This is a genomic window from Microbacterium meiriae (genome assembly GCF_032364335.1).
Taxonomy (GTDB): Bacteria; Actinomycetota; Actinomycetes; order Actinomycetales; family Microbacteriaceae; genus Microbacterium; species Microbacterium meiriae.
This window is the reverse complement of record NZ_CP133984.1, coordinates 2,519,413-2,542,309: the sequence shown is the minus strand read 5'-3', so window position 1 is coordinate 2,542,309 and position 22,897 is coordinate 2,519,413. Positions and strand designations below refer to the sequence as shown.

Below are 22,897 nucleotides of genomic sequence, written 5' to 3'. Positions count from 1 at the left end.
TGCGACGATCGATGAAGATCGCCACCACAGGGGTGGCCCTCTTCGGCCTCATCGCGCTCGCCGGGTGCACGACCGACCCGTCCGTGGCGCCGGCGGAGTCGGAGAACCCCGAGGAGTCGGCCGAGACCACCGAGTGGTTCGACCAGGAGCTCTTCGACAAGCAGGACGAGGAGCGCGGCGTCGACCCCCAGGGCCCCGCCGACCAGCCCTACCTGCAGCACATCAACGCCGAGATGGTCGACACGTCGGAGTTCGCCAGCACCGGCGCCAAGAAGGCCTGCTTCGCGAACGCCTCGATCTCGAACCCGTGGCGGCAGACGGGCTGGATCACGATGAACGAGCAGCTGAAGGTGCTGCAGGAGTCGGGCGCGATCAGCGAGATGGAGACCCGCGACGCGCAGGACTCCGACGACACCCAGATCGCCGACATCGACTACTTCATCTCCGAAGGCGAGTGCGACGTCTTCCTCATCTCCCCGAACAGCACGGCGGCGATGACCCCCGCGGTCGAGCGGGCGTGCGAGACGGGCAAGCCGGTGGTCGTGTTCGACCGCGGCGTGAACACCGACTGCCCTGTCACGTTCATCCACCCGATCGGCGGCTTCGCCTGGGGCATCGACACCGCGGAGTTCCTCATCGACAACCTGGAAGAGGGCGATAAGGTCGTGGCTCTCCGGATCCTCCCCGGTGTCGACGTGCTGGAGCACCGCTGGGCCGGCGCCGAGAAGCTGTTCGAGGAGGCCGGGATCGAGGCCGTCGACCACTTCACCGGAGCGGACCCCGCCGAGATCAAGAGCATCATCAGCGATGAGCTCGCCAAGGGCGACGTGCAGGGCATCTGGATGGACGCCGGTGACGGCGCCGTCGCGGCCATCGAGGCCTTCGAGGATGCCGGGGCCGACTACCCCGTGATGACCGGCGAGGACGAGATGAGCTTCCTGCGCAAGTGGAAGGACACGGGCCTCACCGGCCTCGCCCCGGTGTACTCGAACTTCCAGTGGCGCACCCCGCTGCTCGCGGCGCAGATGATCTTCGCGGGCGAAGAGGTGCCGAAGGAGTGGGTGCTCCCGCAGAAGCCGATCACCGAGGCCGAGCTGGACGACTACCTCACGGCGAACGACGGCATGCCCGACGGCCACTACGCCAAGTTCGGCGGAGAGGACCTTCCCGGCTACCCGACGGTCTGGCAGGAGCGCCAGATCCCGTGACCCCGTGTGCTCCCGCCCTTCCGCTCCGCCTGAGGCGAGTGGGAGGGTGGGAGCACCCGCACGATCAGAAGGACAACGATGCCCCGCACGATCGCCGTCAACACCTGGGTCTGGACGTCTCCGCTGACGGACGACACCCTGGAGCCGCTCGCCCGCACGGCCGCCCGGATGGGCTACGACGCCCTGGAGCTGCCGCTGGAGAGCATCGGCGACTGGGACCCGCTCCGGGCCCGGGCCGTGCTGGACGGCCTCGGGATGGGCGCGGTCGTGGTCGGGGCGATGGGACCCGGGCGCTCGCTGCTCGCGCGCGCCGGAGACGTCGCCGCCACGCAGGACTACCTCCGCGCCTGCCTGGACGCCGCGGCCGTCCTCGGGGCCGCGGTCGTCGCCGGGCCGTTCTACGCCCCGACCGGCGTCACCTGGCGCATGGACGAGACGGAGCGGGCGGAGGTCGTCGGCGAGCTCAGGGACAACCTCGCCCCCCTCGCTCGCGAGGCCGCCGCGATCGGCGTGACGCTGGCCGTCGAGCCGCTCAACCGCTACGAGACCAGCGTGCTGAACACCGTGGCGCAGAGCCTCGATGCGCTGGCGCCGCTGCTCGGTGCCGGGGCGGGGCTGGCCCTCGACACCTACCACCTCAACATCGAGGAGAAGCGTCCCGCCGACGCGGTCCGGGCGGCGGGCGCCGCCATCGCGCACGTGCAGGTGTGCGGCAGCGACCGCGGTGCCGTGGGCGACGACCACACCGACTGGCCGGAGATGCTCCGCGCGCTCGACGACGCCGGCTACCGCGGCGTGCTGGGGCTGGAGAGCTTCACGGGCGAGAACGCGACGATCGCGGTCGCGGCCTCGGTGTGGCGACCGCTCGCGGCCAGCCAGGACGATCTCGCCGCCCGCAGCATCGCCCACCTGCGCGCCCTCGGCGCCTGAACCCCCGCGATACGAGCACCCGCGATACGAAGGAGTATCCATGAGCAGTCACCCGGTCACCCTGTTCACCGGCCAGTGGGCCGACCTGCCGTTCGAGGAGGTGGCCCGCCTCGCCGCGCAGTGGGGCTACGACGGGCTGGAGATCGCCGCGTCCGGCGACCACCTCGACCTCCGCCGGGCCGATGAGGACGATGCCTACGTCGCCTCCCGCCGCGAGATCCTCGACCGGCACGGACTGCGGGTGTTCGCGATCTCCAACCACCTCGCCGGGCAGGCGGTGTGCGACGACCCGATCGACTTCCGGCACCAGGGCATCCTGCGCCCGTACGTCTGGGGCGACGGCGAGGCCGAGGGTGTGCGGCAGCGGGCGGCGGAGGACATGACGCGTGCGGCCAGGGTGGCCAGGAAGCTCGGCGTCGACACCGTCGTCGGCTTCACCGGGTCGTCGATCTGGCCCTATGTCGCGATGTTCCCGCCGGTGCCGGAGACGGTGATCGCCCAGGGGTTCCAGGACTTCGCTGACCGATGGAATCCGATCCTCGACGTGTTCGACGGCGAGGGCGTGCGCTTCGCCCACGAGGTGCATCCCGGGGAGATCGCGTACGACTACTGGTCGAGCGTCCGCGCCCTCGACGCGATCGACCACCGCGACGCTTTCGGCTTCAACTGGGACCCCTCGCACATGATGTGGCAGAACATCGATCCCATCGGCTTCATCGTCGACTTCGCCGACCGGATCTACCACGTCGACTGCAAGGACACCCGCCTGCGGCCGCGGAACGGCCGTGCCGGAGTGCTCGGCTCGCACCTGCCGTGGGGCGACCCCCGGCGCGGCTGGGACTTCGTCTCCACCGGCCACGGCGACGTGCCCTGGGAGGACGCGTTCCGCGCGCTCGATGCGATCGGGTACGACGGCCCGATCTCGATCGAGTGGGAGGACGCCGGCATGGACCGCCTGCACGGCGCCCCCGAGGCGCTCGGTTTCGTGCGCTCCCTGCTGTGGCCGCAGCCCGCGGCCGCCTTCGACGCCGCGTTCCGCCACCAGTGACGGGACGGCAGGCGACGGCCCGTGCTTAGGGCTCCCGCAGGCGGACCAGGCGCTCGTGCCCGGTCTCCTCGAGCTCGGCGATGTCGTCGCGCGACTTGAGGAAGTCGGAGAAGGACCGGTAGCCGAGGGCCTTCTCGCTGAACGACGGGTCCATGCGGCGCATGTGCGTCTTGACCGCGGAGCTGTGCAGCCACTCGTCGGCATCCGCCTTGTCGTGGCCGAGGCGCAGGGCGCGCTCCAGGAGCCGCGTGGCCTCGCCCTGGTCGTCGATCTTCTCCTCGACTTTGGGCTCCTCGGCAGTGGCCTTGGCCTTGGCCTTCGCCCGGGACTTCGACGCGGTCTTGGGCTTCGGGGTACCCGCGTCCGCGGCGGCCGGGGCGGACGGCTCCGCCGGGGCCTCGACCACCGGAGCGACGGCGGGCTGTGCCGCCTTCGCCGGACGCGCCACGCCCGGAAGCGAGTCGTACGACTCGAACTCGTCGCAGGCCGCGGCGAGCGACTTCGCCGTCGACCCGGCCACGCCCACCCCGATCACGTACCGGCCGAGGCGCTTGCAGCGCTGGGCGAGCGGCACGTAGTCGCTGTCGCCGGCCACGATGACCACATGGGTCAGGTCCGGAAGACGGAACATGTCCTCGACCGCATCGACCGCCAACCGGATGTCCGCGCCGTTCTTCGCGTACGCCGCGGCGGGGAAGAGCTGGACGAGGTCCACCGCGCGCGCCACGAGCTGCGACCGGTACTCGGCGTTGACCGGCGACGACCAGTCCGCGTACGCCCTGGTCAGCACGAGGGTGCCGAAGGACGCCGCGTAGTCGATGATGGCGCCGACCTCGATCATCGCCCGGCTCAGCCGCTCGGCGACCTCGGGGTCGTTCGGGTGCTCCGTGATGCGCTGGCGGTCCTTGCCGTAGGAGTTTCGGCCGTGGACCCGGTCATACCAGGAGATGACGATGTTGTCGAAGTCCAGGTACACCGCCACGCGGGCGTCGGTCGTCTCAGCCACGGTCGTCCTCCTCGCCGGGGTAGCGCACGCCGATCTGCGCGCGGATCTCGTCCAGTGCGCCCATGATGGCGACGCTCTCCGCGATGGGGAGGACGTCGCCCTCGAGGAGACCGTCGCGGACGAGGCGCTCGGCCGCGAACGCCTGGTACTGCATGCCGCGACCCTCGACGGACGAGACGTACTCCTCCTGCACCGTGCCGTCCGGCCGCACGAGACGGAACGAGGTGGGGGCGTACCAGACCCGGTCGATGTCGATGCGGGCCTCGGTGCCGACGATGCTCGCGGCGTTGGGGCCGGCGCCGCGCGAGGAGGAGAGCGTCGTGGAGATCGCCCCGCTCTCGTGGATCATGACGGTGGCGACCTCGGAATCGGCTCCGGTCTCGACCAGACGCCCCACCGCGCGGATGGTGGTCGGTGCGCCGAGGACATCCCAGACGAAGGAGATCGGGTAGATCCCCAGGTCGAGCAGCGCCCCGCCGCCCAGTTCGAGGGCGTTGAGACGGTGGGCGGGGTCGGTGGGCAGCTGTTGCGTGTGGTCGGCGCTCACGGTGCGGATCTCACCCAGGGCGCCGTCGGCGAGGAGCTCGCGGATGCGGACCATGTGCGGCAGGTACCGGGTCCACATCGCCTCCATGACGAGCAGCCCGCGCTCGGCGGCGAGCCGCTGGAGGTCCGCGGCCTGGGCGTGGTCGAGCGTGAACGCCTTCTCGACGAGGACGTGCTTCCCGTGCTCCAGGGCGAGCCGGGCGTTCTCGTGGTGCATCGGGTGCGGGGTGGAGACGTAGATGATGTCGACGTCGGGATCGGAGACCAGCGCCTCGTATGACGGATGCGCGTGCGCGATGTCGAAGCGCGCGGCGAAGGCATCGGCCGACTCCTGCGAGCGTGAGCCCACGGCGACGAGGTCGAGGCCGGCCGTGCGCAGATCGGATGCGAAGGCGCCGGCGATGCCGCCGGTCGCGAGGATTCCCCAACGAAGTCCAGTCATCCTCTCAGCGTAGAGGGTGGCGCGTGTGACCGTCTGTGACATCCGGTGACCTCCGGCTTCCTCCCCGTAGCCGGGATGGAGGCGGCGCTCCTACCGTGTCGTCATGACGGAACCCCTCGTGATCGGCGCCATGGTGCGCACCCTCGGCGCCTACCCCTCCGGCTGGCGGTATCCCGGAGCCCACCGCGACCCCGCGGAGGACGCGGACATCCTGCGCCGCATCGCGCGGGAGGGGGAGGACGCGGGCCTGGACTACCTCTTCTTCGGCGACTGGCTGGCGACCGGACCCGACCTGGAGTTCCGCGACCCCTACCTGCTCGCCCGCATCGACCCGCTGAGCGCGGTGCTGTTCCTCGCCGGGGTGACCTCGCGGATCGGTCTCATCGCGACGGTCAACACCACCTATGCCGATCCGTACGCCACGGCGCGGGCGCTGGCCTCCCTCGACGTCCTCACCCACGGCCGGGCGGGGATCAACCTCGTCACCGGCGCCGAGCCGCGTGCCGCGGGCAACCACGGCCGTGACGCCCACGCCGACACCGAGACCCGCTACGACCGGGCCGAGGAGTTCGTCGTCGCTCTGCGCCGGCTCTGGGACTCGTGGGACGAGGACGCCTGGATCGCGGACGCCGAGCGCGGCGTGCTCATCGACCCCGAGGGGCTGCGCGCGGCCGAGGTCACGGGCGCACATGTGCGGGTCGCCGGTCCGCTCAATGTCGCGCGTCCGCCGCAGGGGCGCATCCCGATCGTGCACGCGGGGACCTCGCCGCGGTCGCGGGCGCTCGCCGCGACCGCCGCCGATCTCGCGCTCATCGCCGCGCCCACCCTCGCCGATGCCGTGACCACGCGGCGGCTGCTGAAGGACATCGCCGCGGACGCGGGGCGCCCGGCGGAGGAGCTGAAGGTCATCGCCCCGGTGCTGCCCGTCGTCGCAGAGTCGGACGCCGGGGCGCACCGGATCGTCCGGCGGCTGCTGGAGCTCGTGCCGCTCGCGGAGGGGGTGCAGCCCGATCGCGTCGCGTTCCCGCCGAACCGCACGGTGGATTCCCTCGCCGACGCATTGGACGTGGCCGCCGACGACCCGCTGCGCGCCGCCGCCTTCGACGCCCCGGTGACGGCCGCCGAGGTGCTCCGGCTGGGGGAGCGGGGTGCCGCGCTCGTCGAGCGACTCGCGCGGATCGCCGGGCTCGCGGTCGGGGCGGAGGCGGCAGTGACCTGGCGGCATCTCGTCGCCGCGCACGCCGTCCCCGCGGCCTTCGTGGTCGGCGATGCCGGCACGATCGCCGACCACTTCGAGAGCTGGCGCGACGTGGGCGCCGCCGACGGCTTCAACGTCCTCTCGGCATTCCAACCCGCGCAGTTCGAGGCCTTCACCCGCCTCGCGGCCCCCGAGCTCCGCCGCCGTGGCCTGCTCCGCGCGGCGGAGGAGGCCGGCCAGGACGGCCGGCGTGAGACGCTGCGCGACCGCCTCCGTGTGACGTCGCGTGTCGGCGCGTGACCACGGGTGTCGTCTCGCGACACCCGGAGTCCGCCGCCTCGCCCCCGTGCCCTGCCGCTTCCTACCGTGAACACCACCTGCACCCCCTCCGCACCCGAGACCCCGTCTTCCGAATCCGAGGAGTCCCCCGCATGAACCGCCGCCTCATCCGCACCGCCGCCGTCGCGGTCCCGCTCGTCCTGGCCGGCAGCCTCGCCGCCTGCGCCACCTCGCCCGCCCCGGGGAACACTCCGGCCGACGCGGGGGACCCGGTCTCCGGCGGCACCATGACCTACCTCGAGCACCAGGCCTACACGAACCTGTACCCGCCGCAGGCCGGCTTCTACCCGAACGGCGGCATCGTCAACAACATCGCCGCCCGGCTCACCTGGCAGAATCCGGAGACGCTCGAGATCGAGCCGTGGATCGCCGCGGAGTGGACCGTGAACGACGACGCCACGGAGTACACCTTCGACCTCAACCCGGACGTGACGTTCTCGGACGGCACGCCCGTGGACGCCGCCGCCGTCGCGAAGAACTTCGACACCTACGGGCTGGGGGACGCCGAACGCGGTCTCACCGTCTCCGAGGCCATCAACAACTACGCCGGCAGCGAGGTGGTGGACGAGGACACCGTGACGTTCCGCTTCAGCGCTCCGTCGCCCGGCTTCCTGCAGGCGACGTCGACCATCAACTCGGGGCTGCTGTCCCCGGAGACGCTGGACGGCACGATCGAGGATTTCGGCGCCGGCAACGCGGAGGAGATCATCGGCTCCGGTCCCTTCACCGTCACCGACGAGAAGCTCGGCACCGAGTACACCCTCACCGCCCGCGACGACTACGACTGGGGCCCGGACAGCGCCGAGAACGACGGTCGTCCCTACCTCGACGCCGTGCACGTGCTGGTGACCCCCGAGGACTCCGTCCGCATCGGGTCCCTGCTCGCGGGCCAAGCCGACTACGTCCGCTACGTCCAGGCGTTCGACGAGGACCGCGTGGAGGGGGCCGGCTTCACGCTGTACGCGCCGCAGACCCGCGGCGTGAACAACTCGATCGCCCTCCGCCCGGAGAACCCGCTGCTGTCCGACATCCGCGTGCGCCAGGCGATCATCGCCGCGGTCGACGCGCAGGAGGTCGTCGACACCCTGTTCACCGAGAACTACCCGGTGGCCACGTCGGTGCTGTCCTCCCAGGCCGCGGGCTACAAGGACGAGTCCGCGCACTACGCCCACGATCCGGAGAAGGCGGAGGCGCTGCTCGACGAGGCCGGCTGGGAGCCCGGCGCCGACGGCATCAGGGAGAAGGACGGCGAGCGGCTGTCGATCACGGTCTACGAGGCCAAGCCGCAGCCCCTGTCGAAGCAGACCCTGGAGCTCGTGGCGCAGCAGCTCGCGGCGGTCGGCGTGGAGCTCACCGTCAAGCCCGGCGATGCGGGCAGCTACGCGGAGGACACGCGTGATCCGCTGAAGACGGGGTTCTACCACTCGATGGTCGGGCGTGCCGACCTCGACGTGATCAAGAGCCAGTACTTCACGAAGAACCGCGACGTGCTCATCTCTCAGGACGCGACGCTCGACGAACTGCTGCTGGCCGTCGCCTCCGAGCCGGACGCCGAGAAGCGGGTGGCCGCCTCGCAGGCCGTGCAGGACTACATCGCGGAGCAGGCGTACGTGATCCCGCTCTTCGAGGAGCCGCAGGTCTACGGTGCGGCCACGTATGTGCACGGAGTCGCCTTCGAGTCGGTCGGCCGGCCCACGTTCTCCGGCGTGTGGCTCGCGGAGCACTGAGGATCACGGTGACCCCATGACTTTCGTCCTCCGACGGGCCGGGCAGGCCGCGATCGTGCTGATCGCGGCCTTCACGGCCACGTTCTTCCTGCTGCAGCTGCTGCCGGGAGACGCCATCCTCATCAAGTTCTCCGACCCGAGCCTGGGGCTCTCGCCGGAGCAGCTCGACGACATCCGCGCGACCTACGGCGCCGACGTCCCGTGGGGGGAGCAGTACCTGCACGCGGGGCTCGGCTTCCTCGCCGGCGACTTCGGCTACTCGACCCAGTACGGCACCCCGGTCCGGACGATGCTCGCTGAAGCACTGCCCGCCACGCTGCTGCTCGCGGCGCTCGGGCTCCTGGTCGCCGTCCTGCTCGCGGTGCTGATCGCGGTGCTCTCCTCGCTCGCGCCCTTCGCCTGGCTGCGGGACGGTCTGCGGCAGGTGCCGGGACTGTTCGTGGCGGTCCCTGTGTTCTGGCTCGGGATCCTGCTCATCCAGGTGTTCTCGTTCGGGCTCGGATGGGTGCCGATCGTGGGGGCCGATCCGATCAGCGGCCTGATCCTTCCCGTCCTCACGCTCGCCGTGCCGATCTCGGCGCCGCTCGCCCAGGTCCTGGTCCGGTCCATCGACCGCGTGCAGGCGCAGCCGTTCGTGACCGTGGTGCGGGCGAAGGGCGCGCCGCCGGCATGGGTGCTCACGCGGTCGGTCGCGCGCAACGCCGCCGTCCCGACGCTCACCATCGCGGGGGTGCTGTTCGGAGAGCTCGTCGGAGGAGCGGTGGTCACCGAGACCGTCTTCGGCCGCACCGGCATCGGACGCCTCACGGAGCAGGCCGTCGCGAACCAGGACATCCCGGTGCTGCAGGGAGTGGTGCTGCTGTCTGCCCTGGGGTTCGTGGTGATCAGCTTCGCCGTCGACCTCGCCACGCCCCTGATCGACCCGCGGCAGCGGCGGGCGGCCCGCGCCGCCCGGTCGCGCCCCGTCCGTCCCGCCGCCCAGGAGGTGCCCGCATGACCGCTCCCGTCATCGTCGAGACGTCGGTCGAGACGTCGGGTGCCCCGCCCGCGCCGTCCGCCCCGGCGCCCGTCTCCGCATCCCTTCCGCGACGGCGGTCGCGCGCCTGGGGGCTGTACCTCGCGTTCGCTGTCGTCGCCGTGGCGGTGCTGTGGGCGGTGATCCCGGGGGTCTTCGCGCCGGGCGATCCGCTGACCGGCGTGCCCGCCGACAAGCTCCTGCCGCCGAGCGCCGCGCACTGGTTCGGGACCGACGCCCTCGGCCGCGACCTCTTCGGCCGGGTCGTGCACGGCGCGGTGCACTCCCTGTCGGGCGCGCTCATCGCCGTGACGGTCGGCCTCGCGCTCGGCACGCTCCTCGGAGCCGTCGCCGGCGCGACCGGCGGTGTCGTGGACGACGTGCTGATGCGGATCGTCGACGTGCTGCTGGCCATCCCCGGGCTGCTGCTGTCGCTCTCCGTCATCATCCTGCTCGGCTTCGGAACGGTGAACGCGGCGATCGCCGTGGGACTCGGCAGCGTCGCCGCCTTCGCCCGGCTCATGCGCGCCGAGGTGGCGCGGGTGCGCCGCACCGAGTACGTCGAGGCGGCGTACGGCAGCGGCGGCACCTTCGTCGCCGTGCTGCACCGGCATGTGCTCCCGAACGCCCTCACCCCGATCATCGCGCTCGCCGCGCTGCAGTTCGGCACGGCCATCCTCGCCATCTCCACCCTCGGCTTCCTCGGCTACGGCGCCCCGCCGCCCACCCCCGAGTGGGGCCTGCTGATCGCCGAGGGGCGCAACTACATCGCGACCGCCTGGTGGCTCACGGCGCTCCCCGGCCTCGTGGTGGTCGCCGTCGTGCTCAGCGCCAACCGCATCAGCCATCGGCTCGGAAGGAGCTCGCGATGACCGCGCCCCCGTCCTCAGCAACCCCCGTCCTCGCCGCGACGGACCTGCGGGTCTCGTACGCCGGCCGCGAGGTCGTGCACGGCCTCTCCTTCGCCATCGCGGAGGGGGAGACCCTCGCCCTCGTCGGCGAGTCGGGCTCCGGCAAGTCCACCACGGCGCACGCCCTCCTCGGCCTGCTGCCGGAGGGCGGACGGGTCGAGGGCGGGCGCGTCCGGCTCGGGGACCTCGACATCTCCGGATGGTCGGATCGGGCGTTCCGCGGCATCCGCGGCTCGGAGATCGGGCTGGTCCCGCAGGATCCGACGACCTCGCTCGACCCGGTGCGCCCCGTCGGCGTGCAGGTCGCCGAGGTGCTGCGTCTGCACGGGCATCGCGACCGTCGTTCCCGGAACGCCCGCGTGCTCGAGCTGCTCGACCGCGTCGGGCTGGACGACCCTGATCTGCGTGCTCGACAGTATCCGCACGAGCTCTCCGGCGGGATGCGGCAGCGGGTGCTCATCGCGGCCGCGATCGCCCTCCGCCCTCGGCTGCTCATCGCGGACGAGCCCACCAGCGCCCTCGACGCCACGGTGCAGCGCCGGGTGCTGGATCTGCTGGACGAGCTGCAGCGCGAGGACGGCACGAGCATCCTGCTCGTGACGCACGACCTCGGCGTCGCCGCGGACCGGGCGGCGCGGATCGCGGTGCTGAAGGACGGCCGGATCGTGGAGCAGGGGCCGAGTGCGCAGGTGCTCGCGGAGCCGGAAGACCCGTACACGAGGCAGCTGCTCGCGGACGCGCCCGCCTTCACGACCGGCTTCCGGCGTCCGGACGCGCCGCCGTTCCTCCGGGACGCCGCGGCGGTGGCCGCCGAGAAGCCGTGGGAGATCGTGGCCGCCGGCCTCGTGAAGGAGTTCCGGGTCGCGGGTCGTGAGCGCTTCCGGGCGGTCGACGACGTCTCCTTCCGGGTGCGCCGCGGCACGACCCATGCGCTGGTCGGCGAGTCCGGATCGGGCAAGTCCACGACAGCGCGCCTGGTCACGCGCTTCCTCCGTCCGGACGCCGGGACCGTGGAGCTCGCGGGGGAGGACGCGACGGCGGTGGAGGGGTCCCGGCTGCGCGCCCTGCGTCGACGGATCCAGCTCGTGTACCAGAACCCGTTCGCCTCCCTGGATCCGCGGCAGCAGATCGCCGACATCGTGGCCGAGCCGCTGCACAACTTCCGCATCGGCGACCGGTCCGAGCGTCGGGATCGCGCGGTCGCGCTGCTCGAACGCGTGGCGCTGCCGGCGGATGCGGCACGCCGCACCCCGAGCGAGCTGTCCGGCGGGCAGCGGCAGCGGGTCGCGATCGCGCGGGCGCTCGCCGTCGACCCGGAGATCCTCGTGCTTGACGAGGCGGTGTCGGCGCTCGACGTGACGGTGCAGGCGCGCATCCTCGAACTGCTCTCCGCGCTCCAGGCCGAGCTCGGACTCACCTACCTCTTCATCTCGCACGACCTCGCGGTGGTGCGTCGCATCAGCCACACCGTCTCCGTCATGCACCGCGGGCGCGTGGTGGAGGACGGACCGACCGAAGAGCTGTTCCACGACCCGCAGCACCAGAACACCCGGGAGCTGCTGGCCGCGGTCCCCGGCCGAACGGAGATCCTCGCATGAGCGCCCCCACCCCTCGCCCCACCGTCGCATTCTTCACCCGGCTCCTGGACGATGCGTCTCCGGACGACCGCTACCGCCTCGCCCTGGCGCAGATCCAGCACGCCGAACGGCACGGCGTGGGGAGGGCCTGGGTGGCACAGCATCATTTCCGGGCGGCGGAAGGCGGGCTGCCCTCGCCGCTCGTCTTCCTCGCCCATGCCGCGGCACGCACCTCGGGGATCCGGCTCGGCACCGGGATCATCACGCTGCCCCTCGAAGACCCGGTACGGGTGGCCGAGGACGCCGTGGTGGCCGACCTGCTCGCGGACGGACGGATCGACCTCGGGCTCGGCAGCGGCGGCACCCCGTCGTCCTTCACGCCCTTCGGGGAGGACGTGCGCGACAAGGGGCCCACCTACGACCGCAAGCTGGGCGTGCTTCTCGACGCTCTCCAGGGCCGCGACGTCGGTGCGGGGAACACGCTGTATCCGGACGCGGGGTCGCTGGCCTCGCGGATCTGGCAGGCGACGTTCTCGGCACCCGGCGGTCATCGAGCAGGCGTCCACGGTCATGGACTGCTGCTGTCCCGCACGCAGCCCCGCCCCGGCGACCGTCTGCACGCACCGCTGTCCGCCCTGCAGGACCCGATCATCGACGCGTACCTCGACGCGCTCCCCGCCGCCGCGACGCCGCGCATCACCGCCTCCCGCACCGTGTTCGTGGCGGACGACCGCGCCGAGGCGCTCCGGTTCGCCGAGGTCGGTCTACGGCGGGCGGCCGAGGGCTTCCGGCGGCAGGGCCAGACGATCCCCGGCGACGGCATCGACGACCTCATCGCCGCTCTCGACACGCACCTCGGCACCCCCGAGGAGGTCGCCGCCTCGCTCGCCGCCGACACCACGCTGCGCCGCGCGACCGAGGTGGCGTTCCAGGTGCACTCGGTCGACGCGCCGCACGCCCACGTCCTGCGCTCGATCGAGCTGTTCGCGACGGAGGTCGCCCCGGCCCTCGGCTACGCGCTCACGCCGCCGGATCCCGAGACCACCCACACGCCCGAGAACACCCCCACCGTGAAGGAGAACGCATGACCGCTGACATCGTCGACCAGCTGACGGGGGTGACGCCGGAGCTGGATGCGCTGCGTCGTCGCCGTCCCGTGACCAGGGAGCAGCTCCAGGCGAGCTTCGACGCGCTCTTCCACCCGGTATCCGCGGAGCATGTGTCTCTCGCAGAGCGCGCGCTCATCGCGGCGTTCGCGACCGCGCTCGCTGGTGCCGACGATCCCACGGCGGTGTTCTACGCCGGGCGGGCCCGCGAGATCGACCCGGAGCGCGCCGCGATCGTCGCCCGAGAGGCTGAGGCCGCCGCGACCACGGGACCGTTCGGCGCCTACACCGAACGCGGGCTGGAGGCGGAGAGCACCGACGGCACGCGCTACCTCCCGGACGAAGCGGCATCGGCGGCCTTGGGGGAGCGTCTCGCGACCGCTCTCGCGCACACGCACCTGCTGGTGTTCCGTCCCCGCGAGGCATCCGGCGCCGACCTCGGCCGCCTGCACGACGCCGGCTGGTCGACGGACGGCATCGTGACGCTGTCGCAGCTCGTGTCCTTCCTCGCCTTCCAGCAGCGGGTCGTCACCGGCCTCCGCGTGCTTCCGGAGGCCGGACTCACCGCCGCCGACACAGCGACCACGACCGACACCGCCACCGACACCGAAACCGCCACCGACGAGGAGGCCGCATGACCGCCGCCGACACCGTGCTCCGCCACGACGACGCCCCCTATCCGCACGCCTTCACCCGCGCCGAGGTCGGCTGGACGCCGCACCTCGCGCCCCTGGCGGAGGAGGATCTGACCCCGCGGCACCTCGACGGCCTCGTCGACGCCGCCCGGGCGAAGAACGAGTACTTCCGGCTGCTCGCCCGCGACCCCGAGGTGCTCCGCGCGCGCACCCTCGTCGACAAGGACATCTTCTACAACGCCGCAGAGGGCCTCCCACGGGCGGAGCGGGAACTGGCGGCCACCGCCGCCTCGCGTCGCAACGGCTGCGTGTTCTGCGCCTCCGTGCACTCCCGGTTCGCGGCGCACCACAGCAAGCGGCCGGAGGACGTCGATGCGCTGCTCGCCGAGGGCGTGGACGCAGATCTGGGGGAGCGCTGGAACGCGATCATCGCCGCCGCGGTCGCGCTGACCGACACGCCACGCCAGTTCGGTCCCGCGCACATCGCGCGCCTCCGTGCGGCCGGACTGGAAGACCTCGAGATCGCGGACGTCGTGCACGGCGCAGCCTTCTTCAACTGGGCGAACCGGCTGATGCTCTCGCTCGGCCGCCCCCTCGCGCCCGCCTGACCTTGCGGGAGGTCCTCACCCGATGCGCTACCGTCGCATCATGACAAGCAGTCTGCGCCGCCGAAGCCTCCCTGTCGTTGGCTTCGTCGCTGCGGCCGCCATGCTCGTCGGGTGCGCGCCGAGCATCGAGAACCTCGTGCGGGTGAGCCTCGCGGATTCCATCGAAGACGCGCAGGACAGTATGTGGGAGCACCGCGGCAAGATCGTCACGGACTCGGAAGCGACCATCGCCGAACTCTCCCTCGCCTCCGACCTCCGGGACGGAACCGACGAGCTCGACGGCAACCCCCTCAAGCTCCTCGACCTCGACAAGAGGGGCGACGGCACCACCCTGACACTCCTCGCACTCGGTGGCGCGCAGACGGGCGGTGGCTGGTGGTACGAGCAGCGTCAGGGGGCGGTGTGCTTCACTCTGACCTTTCCGCGAGGCGAAGAGATCGTGGAGACCGGCCCCGCGGACTGCCCGGACATCCCGGAACTGGACGGCATCGAGGACGTCGTCCCGCTCGAAGAACTCGATGTCAGAATCACCGCCACCAAGGCCGACTACCCCGACTCGGTGTGCCAGTGCTACAGCGGCAGTGAGTGCGACTGCCCCGGAGGCTAGGCGATCGGGTCGGAGCCCGTCGCAGCCGCAACCCCGCTCCGGTGCCACCCTGATCTCTCAGGGGACGAGGATGATCTTCCCCGAGGCGGCGCCGGTCTCCATGAGTTCATGGGCCCGTGCCGCCTCGGCGAGGGGCAGCTCCGGCCCGAGCTCGATGGTGAAGTCGCCCGCGGCCAGGAGGTCCACGGTCTTCTGCAGCGCCTCGGCGCGCCACTCCAGCTCCTGCGGCGTGAGCGGCTCGGGGGACCCGCCGGAGAACGCCCGGATGCCGAAGTCGGCGGCGTCGGGACCGCGGACGATGGTCGCGATGCGGTCGCGGTCCGCGACCAGGGCGAGGGAGGTCTCGATGGCCTCATCGGTGCCCGCACAGTCCAGGACGACGGTCACGGGGGAGGGGCCCGCCGCGCGGACACGGTCGAGCAGGCCGTCGCCGTAGGCCACGGGGATCGCGCCGAGCTCGCGGAGCTGGTCGTGCCGCGCGGGGCTCGCGGTGGCGATCACCGTCGCACCCCAGGCGACCGCGAACTGCACGGCGGCCTGGCCGACCGAGCCGGATCCTGCGTGCACGAGGAGCACGTCGTCGGCCGTCACGGCGAGCGAGCGGAGGGACTGGTAGGCGGTGCCGGCCGGGATGCCGATCGCCGCACCCTCGGCCGCGGTGACGGCGTCCGGGAGCTTCACGAGCTTGTCGGCCTCGACCGCGAGGGCGGAGGCGTATGTGCCGAGCGTGTCGCGGATCGCCACGCGGTCGCCCACCGCGAGGTCGTCGACACCCTCGCCCAGCACCTCGATCACCCCGGCGCCGTCGAACCCGACCGGACGCGGCTCGGTGATCGGCGCAGACGGGCGCTTGCCGCTACGGAGCTTCGCGTCGATGGGGTTGGCACCGGCCGCCTCGATGCGCACCAGCGCCTCGCCGCGGACGGGCACGGGGTCAGGCACCTCCATCAGGTGGAGGACAGCGGGGGATCCGAACTCGGTGTAGACGATCGCGCGGGCCATGCCCTCAGGCTACCCGGCGGGGGTCACTTCCCCGCGAGCGCCTTGGTGATCCGCTGCGGCGACACCGGCTGCGCGGTGCCGAGACGCTGAGCGAAGACGCTGACCCGGTACTCCTCCAGCAGCCAGCGCACCTCGACGATCGCGGGGGGAGCGTCGGGCGCGAGGGGGATCGTGCCACCGGCGTCCGCGAACAGCACCGCCATCCGCTCGAACTCCGTCATCCGTGCGCGGTCCTTGCCCGGCTCGTTCGCCAGGGTCTTCAACCGGTCGATCATGCCGTCGAGGTACCGGGGGAAGTGGGCGAGCCGGTCGACACCCGCCGCCGCGACGAAGCCGGGGTGCAGCAGTCCGGAGAGCTGGGTGCGGATGTCGTTCAGCGGGCCGAGCAGCGCCAGCGAGTTCTGGGACTTGATGCCGCGCTCCACCTCCCGCGCCTTCGTGAGGATGCGGGCGACGAGGGAGACGCAGGCGAAGAGCTCGTCGACGAGCACGGCGGACACGGCGTCGCGCACGCGGGCGAACTCGGCCTCGGTGCGCACGACGCCGCGGTCCCGGCCGTCGGCGCCGGTCGACGCGTCGATCACGCGACGGGCGACGGCGGCTCGGCAGTCCTCGATGAGCGCGGCCGCCGACGGATAGGGCGAGGCGGCGAGGGCGAGCTTCTCCTGGCTGGTGAGGTGCTGCTGCACGTACGAGGACGGCGAGGGCACCGCGAGCAGGACGAGACGGAGCACGCCGTCGCGCGTGGCGGCGGCCGCGGCGTCCGGGGTCGCCTCGACCCGCACCGACACGCTCTTGCCGGCATCGACGATCGCCGGATACCCGCGGACGACGCCGCCCGCGACCTTCGTGTCGATGACCGCCGGGAGGTCGCCGAACGTCCACGCCGTCAGCCCGGTCTGCTCGACGGGAGCGGCGGCCACGCGCTCCGCCCCGCGCGGCCCCGGTGCCTCCGCACGCCCGGGTCGGGCGATGGAGCGGGCGACGCTGCTGCGCGCGCGGTCGGAGAGCTCGGCCTGCAGCGCCCGGAGATCACGCCCTGACCCGACCACCCGTCCCCGCTCGTCCACGGCGCGGAAGTTCATGCGCAGGTGCGCCGGCACCCGCTCGTCATCGAAGTCCGCGGCCGTCACCACCTGGTTCGCGAGCGGCTGCACGAGCCGCGCGAGCGCTTCCTTGAGGGTGCGCGGAGGGAGGCCGCCGTGCACCTCCGGACCCTCGTCGGCCAGCGCCGCCCCGAACTTCTCCGCCCAGTCGGCGGCGGGGACGACGTGGCGGCGGATGGCCTTGGGCAGCGCGCGCAAAAGTCCGGTGACGAGCTCGGCGCGGAGCCCAGGAACCTGCCAGTCGAAGCCGCGATCCTCGATCTGGGCGAGCAGCGGCAGCGGCAGCACGACGCTCACGCCGTCATCGGGGGCACCCGGCTCGAACCGGTACGCGAGGCCGAGCACCTGGTCGCCTTGCGTCCACCGGGTCGGGAACTCGCGCTGGTCGGCTCGGTCCTCGTCGTCGATGAGGTCGCTCTCGCGCATCACGAGCAGCTTCGGCGTCGTCGTCAGCGCCTCGCGCCACCACTTCTCGAACGACCGCACGTCGAACACCTCGGCGGGGATGCGCTCGTCGTAGAACCGGAAGACGGCCTCGTCGCCGGCCAGGATGTCGCGGCGCCGCTCACGCTCCTCGAGCTTCTCCAGGCGGCGGCGGAGCTCGGCGTTGCTGCGCCAGAACGCGCTGACCCGTTTGTCGATCCGGGACGGGTCCCACTCGCCCTCGACGAGCGCATGACGGACGAAGAGCTCGCGCGATGCGGCCCGGTCGACGCGGGCGAACTGCACGCGCCGGCGCGGGATGATCTCGACCCCGAACAGCGTGACCTTCTCGAACGCCACCGCGGCTCCGGCGTCCTTGGACCAGTGCGGCTCGGTGACCTGACGCTTCGCGAGGTCGCCGGCGAGGGGCTCGGCCCAGGCGGGGTCGATGGCGGCGACGGTGCGGGCGAAGGTGCGGGAGGTCTCCACGATCTCGGCCGCCATGACCGCCCGGGGGCTCTTCTTGCGCAGCCCCGACCCCGGGAAGATCGAGAACCGGATACCCCGCGCGCCCCGGTACTCCGTGATCCGGCGGCGGGCGTCCTTCGCGGGAGAGTGGGCCTTCCCCGCGGGGGTGGTGCGCTCGTCGAGGACGCCGATCTGCGACAGCAGGCCGGACAGCAGCGCGCGGTGGATGGCATCCGGATCGGCCGCGCCGCCCGGCTCCGCCCCGCGATCGGGGCTCTTGACGAGCGTCCGGAGCTGCCGATGCACGTCGAACCACTCGCGGACGCGCACGTAGTTGAGGTGCTCGCTGCGGCACAGGCGCCGGAACGCGCTGGAGCCGAGCTCCCGCTGCTGTTCGCGCAGGTGGTTCCAGAGGTTCAGGAGGGTGAGGAAGTCGCTCGTCGGGTCCACGAAGCGCGCGTGCAGCCGGTCGGCCTCCTCGCGCCGCTCCTCCGGTCGCTCCCGCACGTCCTGGATGGACAGCCCCGCGACGATCGCGAGCACGTCCCGCAGCACCGCCCTCTGGGTCCCTGAGCCTGTCGAAGGGCCTGCACCCCGCTGGGTCCCTGAGCTTGTCGAAGGGCCTGAGCCCGTCGAAGGGCCCGCCTCGATGAGCATCCGCGCGAACCGGGGGTCCATCGGCATCCGGGCGATGTCCCGCCCGATGCGGGTGAGCCGGGGGCCGTCGTCCGGTCCCTGAGCCGGTCGAAGGGCGCCGAGCTCGGTGAGCAGGTCGAACGCCGCCTTCACGCCCCGGGAGTCGGGCGGGGTGAGGAAGGGGAACGCGGTGATGTCGCCGAAGCCGAGCGCGAGCATCTGCAGGATGACGGAGGCGAGCGAGGTGCGCAGGATCTCGGGTTCGGTGAATTCGGGACGCCGCGCGTAGTCCTCCTCGGAGTACAGGCGGATGGCGATGCCGTCACTCGTGCGGCCGGCGCGACCGGAGCGCTGGTTCGCCGAGGCCTGCGAGATGGCCTCGATGGGGAGCCGCTGCACCTTCGAGCGGTTGCTGTACCGGGAGACGCGGGCCGTGCCGGTGTCGATGACGTACTTGATGCCGGGCACCGTGAGGCTGGTCTCGGCCACGTTCGTCGCGAGCACCACGCGGCGACGGACGCCGGCCACGGTGCTGCGCTCGAACACCCGGTGCTGCTCCGCGGCGGAGAGCCGGCCGAACAGGGGGAGGACCTCGGTGGGCGAACGGTCCTTCGCGTAGGCGGCGCGCACGGCGTCGGCCGCGTCCCGGATCTCCGCCTCGCCGGGCAGGAACACGAGCACGTCGCCGGGCGCCTCCCGGTCGAGTTCGCGGAGCGCCGTGACGATCGCGCTCACCTCGTCCTCCGGCTCGCCGGCGGCGTCCTGCTCCGCGTCCTCGTCGACGAGCGGGCGATAGCGGATCTCGACGGGATAGGTGCGCCCCGACACCTCGATGACCGGAGCGGGGGTGCCGTCGGCCGCGGCGAAGTGCCGCGCGAAGCTCTCCGGATCGATCGTGGCGGAGGTGATGATCACCTTCAGGTCCGGGCGCTGCGGGAGGATGCGGGCGAGGTAGCCCAGCAGGAAGTCGACGTTGAGGGACCGTTCGTGCGCCTCGTCGATGATGATCGTGTCGTAGCGCGTCAGCAGGCGGTCGCGGTGGATCTCGTTGAGGAGGATCCCGTCGGTCATCAGGGCGATGCGCGTCTCGTCGGAGACCTTATCGGTGAAGCGCACCTTGTAGCCGACGAGCGTGCCGAGCTCGACCCGCAGCTCCTCGGCCACGCGCTCCGCGATCGTGCGGGCGGCCAGCCGCCGGGGCTGGGTGTGGGCGATGCGCTCGCGGCCCAGTTCCAGCGCGATCTTCGGCAGCTGCGTGGTCTTCCCCGATCCGGTCGCGCCGGCGACGATGACGACCTGGTGGTCCCGGATGGCGTCGGCGATCTCGTCCCTGGCCGCGCTGACGGGCAGCTCCGGGGGATAGGAGATCACAGGGGAGGACATAGCCCTCCATCGTATGCCGGGATGCACACCGGAGCCGCCGCGATCGCCGCATACGATCATCGGGTGATGACTGCTCTGCGCCCCGTGCGCTGGTTCCGCGAGTTCGGTCGGCCGCCGCGCATCCTCGGCCTCGACGTCGCACGGGGTCTGGCGATCCTGGGAATGGCCGGCGCCCACGTCGGCATGACCGAAGCCTTCGACTGGGGCGACCCCACCACGTGGACGGACCTCGTGCACGGTCGTTCCTCGATCCTCTTCGCGCTGCTCGCCGGCGTCTCCATCGCGCTCATGACGGGGCGCGACGTGCTGCCGGAGCGGGAGCGTCTCCCCGGCATCCGCCTGAATCTCGTCGGCCGCGGCGCCGTGATCTTCGTGATCGGCCTGGCCCTGGAGCTCCTCAACACCCCGATCGCCGTGATCCTGACGCTCTACGGGCTGCTCTACGTCGCGGTCATCCCCGTGCTGCGGTGGCGGCCCCGGCAGCTGCTCCTCGGCGCCGCCGTCCTCGCGCTCGCCGGTCCGGCGCTGCTCGCCCTGATCAGCGCGGTGGCGCTGCAGCCGTTCGGCGCGGGCATCGGGTTCGTGCTCTACGGCACCTATCCGATCACCGTGTGGCTGGCTCTCGTGCTGGGCGGCATGGCCCTGGGCCGGCTCCGCGTGCAGGAGGTGCGCACGGCCGTCGTCGCCCTCGTCGTCGGGGTGGTCCTCGCCGCGATCGGCTACGGCCTGGGAGCCGTGGGCGCGAGTACAGGTCTCGGCGGGACGGGCTCGCTCACCTCCTCGACGAGCGGGTACTCCGGCAGCGAGAGTCTGGACAGCCTCCCCAGCGAGAGCCTGGACAGCCTTCCCGCCGAGAGTCTGTCGTCGTTCATCCCGGACGACGTGATGCCGCCGTCCGGTTGGGAGAGCTACCCCGAGGCTCTCGCCGCGAGCGATCCGCTCGGTTCCGTGGTCCGCGCCGTCTTCGCCGTCGACCCGCACAGCGGTGGCACCGCCGAGATCCTGGGCTCCGGCGGGTTCGCCCTGGCGGTGATCGCGCTGTGCCTGCTCCTGAGCCGCCCGCTGCGCTGGCCGCTGCTGCCGCTCGGCGCTCTGGGGTCCATGCCGCTCACGGCATACAGCCTGCACGTCGTCTCCGTCGTCCTCGTCGCGGGCCCTGGCGGCTTCATCGCGGACAACTCGTTCTGGGGGCTCACGGCCGTGGCACTCCTGGTGGTGACGACGCTGTGGGCGATGTTCGTCGGACGCGGTCCCCTGGAGCGCCTCGTCGGTAAGGGGGCCACCGCGATGGCCGCGGTCCCTCGGCGCTGACGCTTTTCGTCATCCGCACGGGCACGCCTGTCATCACAGGTCCTAGGCTGGGGGGATGACCATTCCTGCACTCGAACTGAACGACGGCAACTCCATCCCCCAGCTGGGCTACGGCGTCTTCAAGGTGCCGCCGGCAGAGACCGAGAAGGCGGTGAGCGAGGCCCTCGAGATCGGGTACCGCCACATCGACACCGCCGCGATCTACGGCAACGAGGAGGGCGTGGGCGCTGCCATCGCGTCCTCCGGCATCCCGCGCGAGGAGCTCTTCGTCACCACGAAGCTGTGGAACGACCGTCATCACGACGACGAGCCCCGCGCCGCCATCGGCGAGAGCCTCGAGAAGCTCGGCCTGGAGCAGGTCGACCTGTACCTCGTGCACTGGCCCACTCCGGCGAAGGACGACTACGTCCACGCGTTCGCGAAGCTCATCGAACTGCGCGACGCGGGCCTGACCCGCAGCATCGGCGTCTCGAACTTCCTCGTCCCGCACCTGGAGCGCACGGTGAAGGAGACCGGCGTCGTCCCGGCCGTGAACCAGATCGAGCTGCACCCGGCGTATCAGCGCCGCGAGGAGGTCGCCTGGGCCGAGGCAAACGGCGTGCGCATCGAGGCGTGGGGTCCGCTCGGCCAGGGCAAGTACGACCTCTTCGGCACTCCGGCGGTCGCCGATGCGGCCGCCGCCCACGGCGTGACGCCCGCGCAGGCCGTCCTCCGCTGGCACCTGCAGAAGGGCATCATCGTGTTCCCGAAGTCGGTGCGCCCGGAGCGCCTGCGGGAGAACCTCGACGTGTTCGGCTTCGAGCTGACCGACGCCGAGATCGCCGCGATCGACGCCCTCGACCCGCTCGACGGCTCCGGCCGCGTCGGCTCGCACCCGGACGAGGTCAACTGATCCCGCCCTCATACCGGCCGCGGGCTCGGCACTGACGCCGTCACCGAGCCCGCACTCACCGGAGCCGTGCTCCCGAGCCCGCGGCCGGCGGCTCGTCTCCGTTCCACATGACGCCCCGTGTCGCTTCGCGCGACACGGGGCGTCCGCGTGGGTACCGTCGAGCGCATGACAGCTCCGCTCCGCGTCGTCGCCGTCTCGGGCTCCCTGCACGAGCCGAGCAAGACCACCGCCCTCCTCCGAGCGATCACCGCCGCGGTCGCCGAGCGTGCCCCCGTCGAGGCGCAGCTGATCGAGCTCACGCAGATCGGGCCGTCGCTCGCGGGTGCTCTCACCCGTGACCAGCTCCCGCCGGAGGTGGAGGTGCACCTGCAGGCGATCGAGACCGCCGACCTCCTCATCGTGGGGAGCCCGGTGTACCGCGCGTCGTTCACCGGGCTGTTCAAGCACCTGTTTGACTTCGTGGACCAGTACGCGCTCGTCGGCACGCCGGTGCTCCTCGCCGCGACCGGCGGCGGCGAGCGGCACGCCCTCATGATCGAGCACCAGCTCCGGCCGCTCTTCGCCTTCTTCCAGGCGCTCACGCTGCCCCTCGGCGTCTACGCGAGCACCACGGACTTCGACGGCTACGAGGTGGCCACCGACGTGCTGCGCGCGCGCATCGCCTTGGCCGCCGAGCGAGCCCTCCCGCTCGTCGGCTACACCGCGACCCGCCCCGCGGAGCTGCTCGTCGGCTGACCCGGAGCTGCCGGTCCCCGCGAGCCGATCGACGGCCG

The 22,897-nt window shown here is 72.1% G+C and carries 19 protein-coding genes; 15 read left to right on the top strand and 4 right to left on the bottom strand.

Features of this window, described 5'->3' with window-relative positions; translation table 11 throughout:
- Positions 1-11: 11 nt before the first annotated feature.
- The 3 genes from RI211_RS12225 to RI211_RS12215 all read left to right on the top strand — a co-directional run bounded on the left by RI211_RS12225 (position 12) and on the right by RI211_RS12215 (position 3,186).
- Complete coding sequence (locus RI211_RS12225) at positions 12-1,208, top strand: substrate-binding domain-containing protein (protein WP_396654946.1); 1,197 nt, start codon at positions 12-14, stop codon at positions 1,206-1,208.
- 78 nt (positions 1,209-1,286) lie between these two features.
- Positions 1,287-2,138: a sugar phosphate isomerase/epimerase family protein gene (locus RI211_RS12220; protein WP_315637915.1), complete on the top strand. Its 852-nt coding sequence runs from the start codon at positions 1,287-1,289 to the stop codon at positions 2,136-2,138.
- Positions 2,139-2,178: 40 nt separating this feature from the next.
- Positions 2,179-3,186: a sugar phosphate isomerase/epimerase family protein gene (locus tag RI211_RS12215; protein WP_315637916.1), complete on the top strand. Its 1,008-nt coding sequence runs from the start codon at positions 2,179-2,181 to the stop codon at positions 3,184-3,186.
- 25 nt (positions 3,187-3,211) lie between these two features.
- Here RI211_RS12215 and RI211_RS12210 read toward each other — a convergent pair whose 3' ends face one another.
- Both RI211_RS12210 and RI211_RS12205 read right to left on the bottom strand, forming a co-directional pair.
- Positions 3,212-4,192 carry an NYN domain-containing protein gene (locus RI211_RS12210; RefSeq protein ID WP_187662020.1) on the bottom strand — a complete coding sequence of 327 codons (981 nt, stop codon included), beginning with the start codon at positions 4,190-4,192 and terminating at the stop codon, positions 3,212-3,214.
- Entirely contained in the window at positions 4,185-5,180 is a 996-nt protein-coding gene (locus RI211_RS12205; RefSeq protein WP_315637917.1) for a Gfo/Idh/MocA family protein, read from the bottom strand. Before RI211_RS12205 ends, RI211_RS12210 begins: the two co-directional genes overlap by 8 nt.
- A 103-nt stretch (positions 5,181-5,283) precedes the next feature.
- Between RI211_RS12205 and RI211_RS12200 the strand changes: the two genes are divergently transcribed.
- The 9 genes from RI211_RS12200 to RI211_RS12160 all read left to right on the top strand — a co-directional run bounded on the left by RI211_RS12200 (position 5,284) and on the right by RI211_RS12160 (position 14,903).
- Positions 5,284-6,678 carry an NtaA/DmoA family FMN-dependent monooxygenase gene (locus tag RI211_RS12200; protein ID WP_315637918.1) on the top strand — a complete coding sequence of 465 codons (1,395 nt, stop codon included), beginning with the start codon at positions 5,284-5,286 and terminating at the stop codon, positions 6,676-6,678.
- 131 nt (positions 6,679-6,809) lie between these two features.
- Positions 6,810-8,444, top strand: a complete 1,635-nt coding sequence (locus tag RI211_RS12195; RefSeq protein WP_315637919.1) for a TIGR04028 family ABC transporter substrate-binding protein — start codon at positions 6,810-6,812, stop codon at positions 8,442-8,444.
- Between the two features lie 16 nt (positions 8,445-8,460).
- The gene (locus RI211_RS12190; RefSeq protein ID WP_315637920.1) at positions 8,461-9,441 is read left to right on the top strand and encodes an ABC transporter permease; all 981 of its coding nucleotides are present in this window, start codon (positions 8,461-8,463) and stop codon (positions 9,439-9,441) included.
- The gene (locus RI211_RS12185) at positions 9,438-10,331 is read left to right on the top strand and encodes an ABC transporter permease (protein ID WP_315637921.1); all 894 of its coding nucleotides are present in this window, start codon (positions 9,438-9,440) and stop codon (positions 10,329-10,331) included. Before RI211_RS12190 ends, RI211_RS12185 begins: the two co-directional genes overlap by 4 nt.
- Positions 10,328-11,968 (top strand): dipeptide ABC transporter ATP-binding protein, encoded by a 1,641-nt coding sequence (locus RI211_RS12180; RefSeq protein WP_315637922.1) that lies wholly within the window; start codon positions 10,328-10,330, stop codon positions 11,966-11,968. Before RI211_RS12185 ends, RI211_RS12180 begins: the two co-directional genes overlap by 4 nt.
- Positions 11,965-13,035, top strand: a complete 1,071-nt coding sequence (locus RI211_RS12175; RefSeq protein WP_315637923.1) for a putative FMN-dependent luciferase-like monooxygenase — start codon at positions 11,965-11,967, stop codon at positions 13,033-13,035. The genes RI211_RS12180 and RI211_RS12175 overlap by 4 nt, the downstream gene beginning before the upstream one ends.
- Complete coding sequence (locus RI211_RS12170) at positions 13,032-13,691, top strand: CMD domain protein (protein WP_315637924.1); 660 nt, start codon at positions 13,032-13,034, stop codon at positions 13,689-13,691. Before RI211_RS12175 ends, RI211_RS12170 begins: the two co-directional genes overlap by 4 nt.
- A complete protein-coding gene (locus RI211_RS12165; protein WP_315637925.1) occupies positions 13,688-14,296 on the top strand; it encodes an alkylhydroperoxidase domain protein in 609 nt (202 codons plus the stop codon). Before RI211_RS12170 ends, RI211_RS12165 begins: the two co-directional genes overlap by 4 nt.
- Before the next feature lie 40 nt (positions 14,297-14,336).
- Entirely contained in the window at positions 14,337-14,903 is a 567-nt protein-coding gene (locus tag RI211_RS12160) for a hypothetical protein (RefSeq protein WP_315637926.1), read from the top strand.
- A 57-nt stretch (positions 14,904-14,960) separates the two neighbouring features.
- Here the strand turns inward: RI211_RS12160 and RI211_RS12155 are convergent, their stop codons facing one another.
- Positions 14,961-15,905, bottom strand: a complete 945-nt coding sequence (locus RI211_RS12155) for a quinone oxidoreductase family protein (protein ID WP_315637927.1) — start codon at positions 15,903-15,905, stop codon at positions 14,961-14,963.
- Positions 15,906-15,928: 23 nt separating this feature from the next.
- Entirely contained in the window at positions 15,929-19,921 is a 3,993-nt protein-coding gene (gene hrpA / locus RI211_RS12150; RefSeq protein WP_315637928.1) for an ATP-dependent RNA helicase HrpA, read from the bottom strand.
- A gap of 66 nt (positions 19,922-19,987) precedes the next feature.
- On the opposite strand from hrpA, the gene RI211_RS12145 reads away from it, so the two are divergent.
- The 3 genes from RI211_RS12145 to msuE all read left to right on the top strand — a co-directional run bounded on the left by RI211_RS12145 (position 19,988) and on the right by msuE (position 22,859).
- The gene (locus tag RI211_RS12145) at positions 19,988-21,232 is read left to right on the top strand and encodes a heparan-alpha-glucosaminide N-acetyltransferase domain-containing protein (RefSeq protein ID WP_315637929.1); all 1,245 of its coding nucleotides are present in this window, start codon (positions 19,988-19,990) and stop codon (positions 21,230-21,232) included.
- 55 nt (positions 21,233-21,287) lie between these two features.
- Entirely contained in the window at positions 21,288-22,124 is an 837-nt protein-coding gene (locus RI211_RS12140) for an aldo/keto reductase (RefSeq protein WP_259951484.1), read from the top strand.
- Positions 22,125-22,289: 165 nt separating this feature from the next.
- Entirely contained in the window at positions 22,290-22,859 is a 570-nt protein-coding gene (gene msuE / locus RI211_RS12135; RefSeq protein WP_187662006.1) for an FMN reductase, read from the top strand.
- Positions 22,860-22,897 lie beyond the last annotated feature (38 nt).

Bases quoted from the DNA above. Each gene is read 5' to 3' on its own strand.
- RI211_RS12165 (WP_315637925.1), top strand. From the start codon at position 13,688: ATGACCGCCGCCGACACCGTGCTCCGCCACGACGACGCCCCCTATCCG.
- RI211_RS12155 (WP_315637927.1), bottom strand. From the start codon at position 15,905: ATGGCCCGCGCGATCGTCTACACCGAGTTCGGATCCCCCGCTGTCCTC.
- RI211_RS12180 (WP_315637922.1), top strand. From the start codon at position 10,328: ATGACCGCGCCCCCGTCCTCAGCAACCCCCGTCCTCGCCGCGACGGAC.
- RI211_RS12205 (WP_315637917.1), bottom strand. From the start codon at position 5,180: ATGACTGGACTTCGTTGGGGAATCCTCGCGACCGGCGGCATCGCCGGC.
- RI211_RS12175 (WP_315637923.1), top strand. From the start codon at position 11,965: ATGAGCGCCCCCACCCCTCGCCCCACCGTCGCATTCTTCACCCGGCTC.
- RI211_RS12220 (WP_315637915.1), top strand. From the start codon at position 1,287: ATGCCCCGCACGATCGCCGTCAACACCTGGGTCTGGACGTCTCCGCTG.
- msuE (WP_187662006.1), top strand. From the start codon at position 22,290: ATGACAGCTCCGCTCCGCGTCGTCGCCGTCTCGGGCTCCCTGCACGAG.
- RI211_RS12190 (WP_315637920.1), top strand. From the start codon at position 8,461: ATGACTTTCGTCCTCCGACGGGCCGGGCAGGCCGCGATCGTGCTGATC.
- RI211_RS12215 (WP_315637916.1), top strand. From the start codon at position 2,179: ATGAGCAGTCACCCGGTCACCCTGTTCACCGGCCAGTGGGCCGACCTG.
- RI211_RS12200 (WP_315637918.1), top strand. From the start codon at position 5,284: ATGACGGAACCCCTCGTGATCGGCGCCATGGTGCGCACCCTCGGCGCC.
- RI211_RS12170 (WP_315637924.1), top strand. From the start codon at position 13,032: ATGACCGCTGACATCGTCGACCAGCTGACGGGGGTGACGCCGGAGCTG.
- RI211_RS12145 (WP_315637929.1), top strand. From the start codon at position 19,988: ATGACTGCTCTGCGCCCCGTGCGCTGGTTCCGCGAGTTCGGTCGGCCG.
- RI211_RS12225 (WP_396654946.1), top strand. From the start codon at position 12: ATGAAGATCGCCACCACAGGGGTGGCCCTCTTCGGCCTCATCGCGCTC.
- hrpA (WP_315637928.1), bottom strand. From the start codon at position 19,921: ATGTCCTCCCCTGTGATCTCCTATCCCCCGGAGCTGCCCGTCAGCGCG.
- RI211_RS12185 (WP_315637921.1), top strand. From the start codon at position 9,438: ATGACCGCTCCCGTCATCGTCGAGACGTCGGTCGAGACGTCGGGTGCC.
- RI211_RS12140 (WP_259951484.1), top strand. From the start codon at position 21,288: ATGACCATTCCTGCACTCGAACTGAACGACGGCAACTCCATCCCCCAG.
- RI211_RS12160 (WP_315637926.1), top strand. From the start codon at position 14,337: ATGACAAGCAGTCTGCGCCGCCGAAGCCTCCCTGTCGTTGGCTTCGTC.
- RI211_RS12195 (WP_315637919.1), top strand. From the start codon at position 6,810: ATGAACCGCCGCCTCATCCGCACCGCCGCCGTCGCGGTCCCGCTCGTC.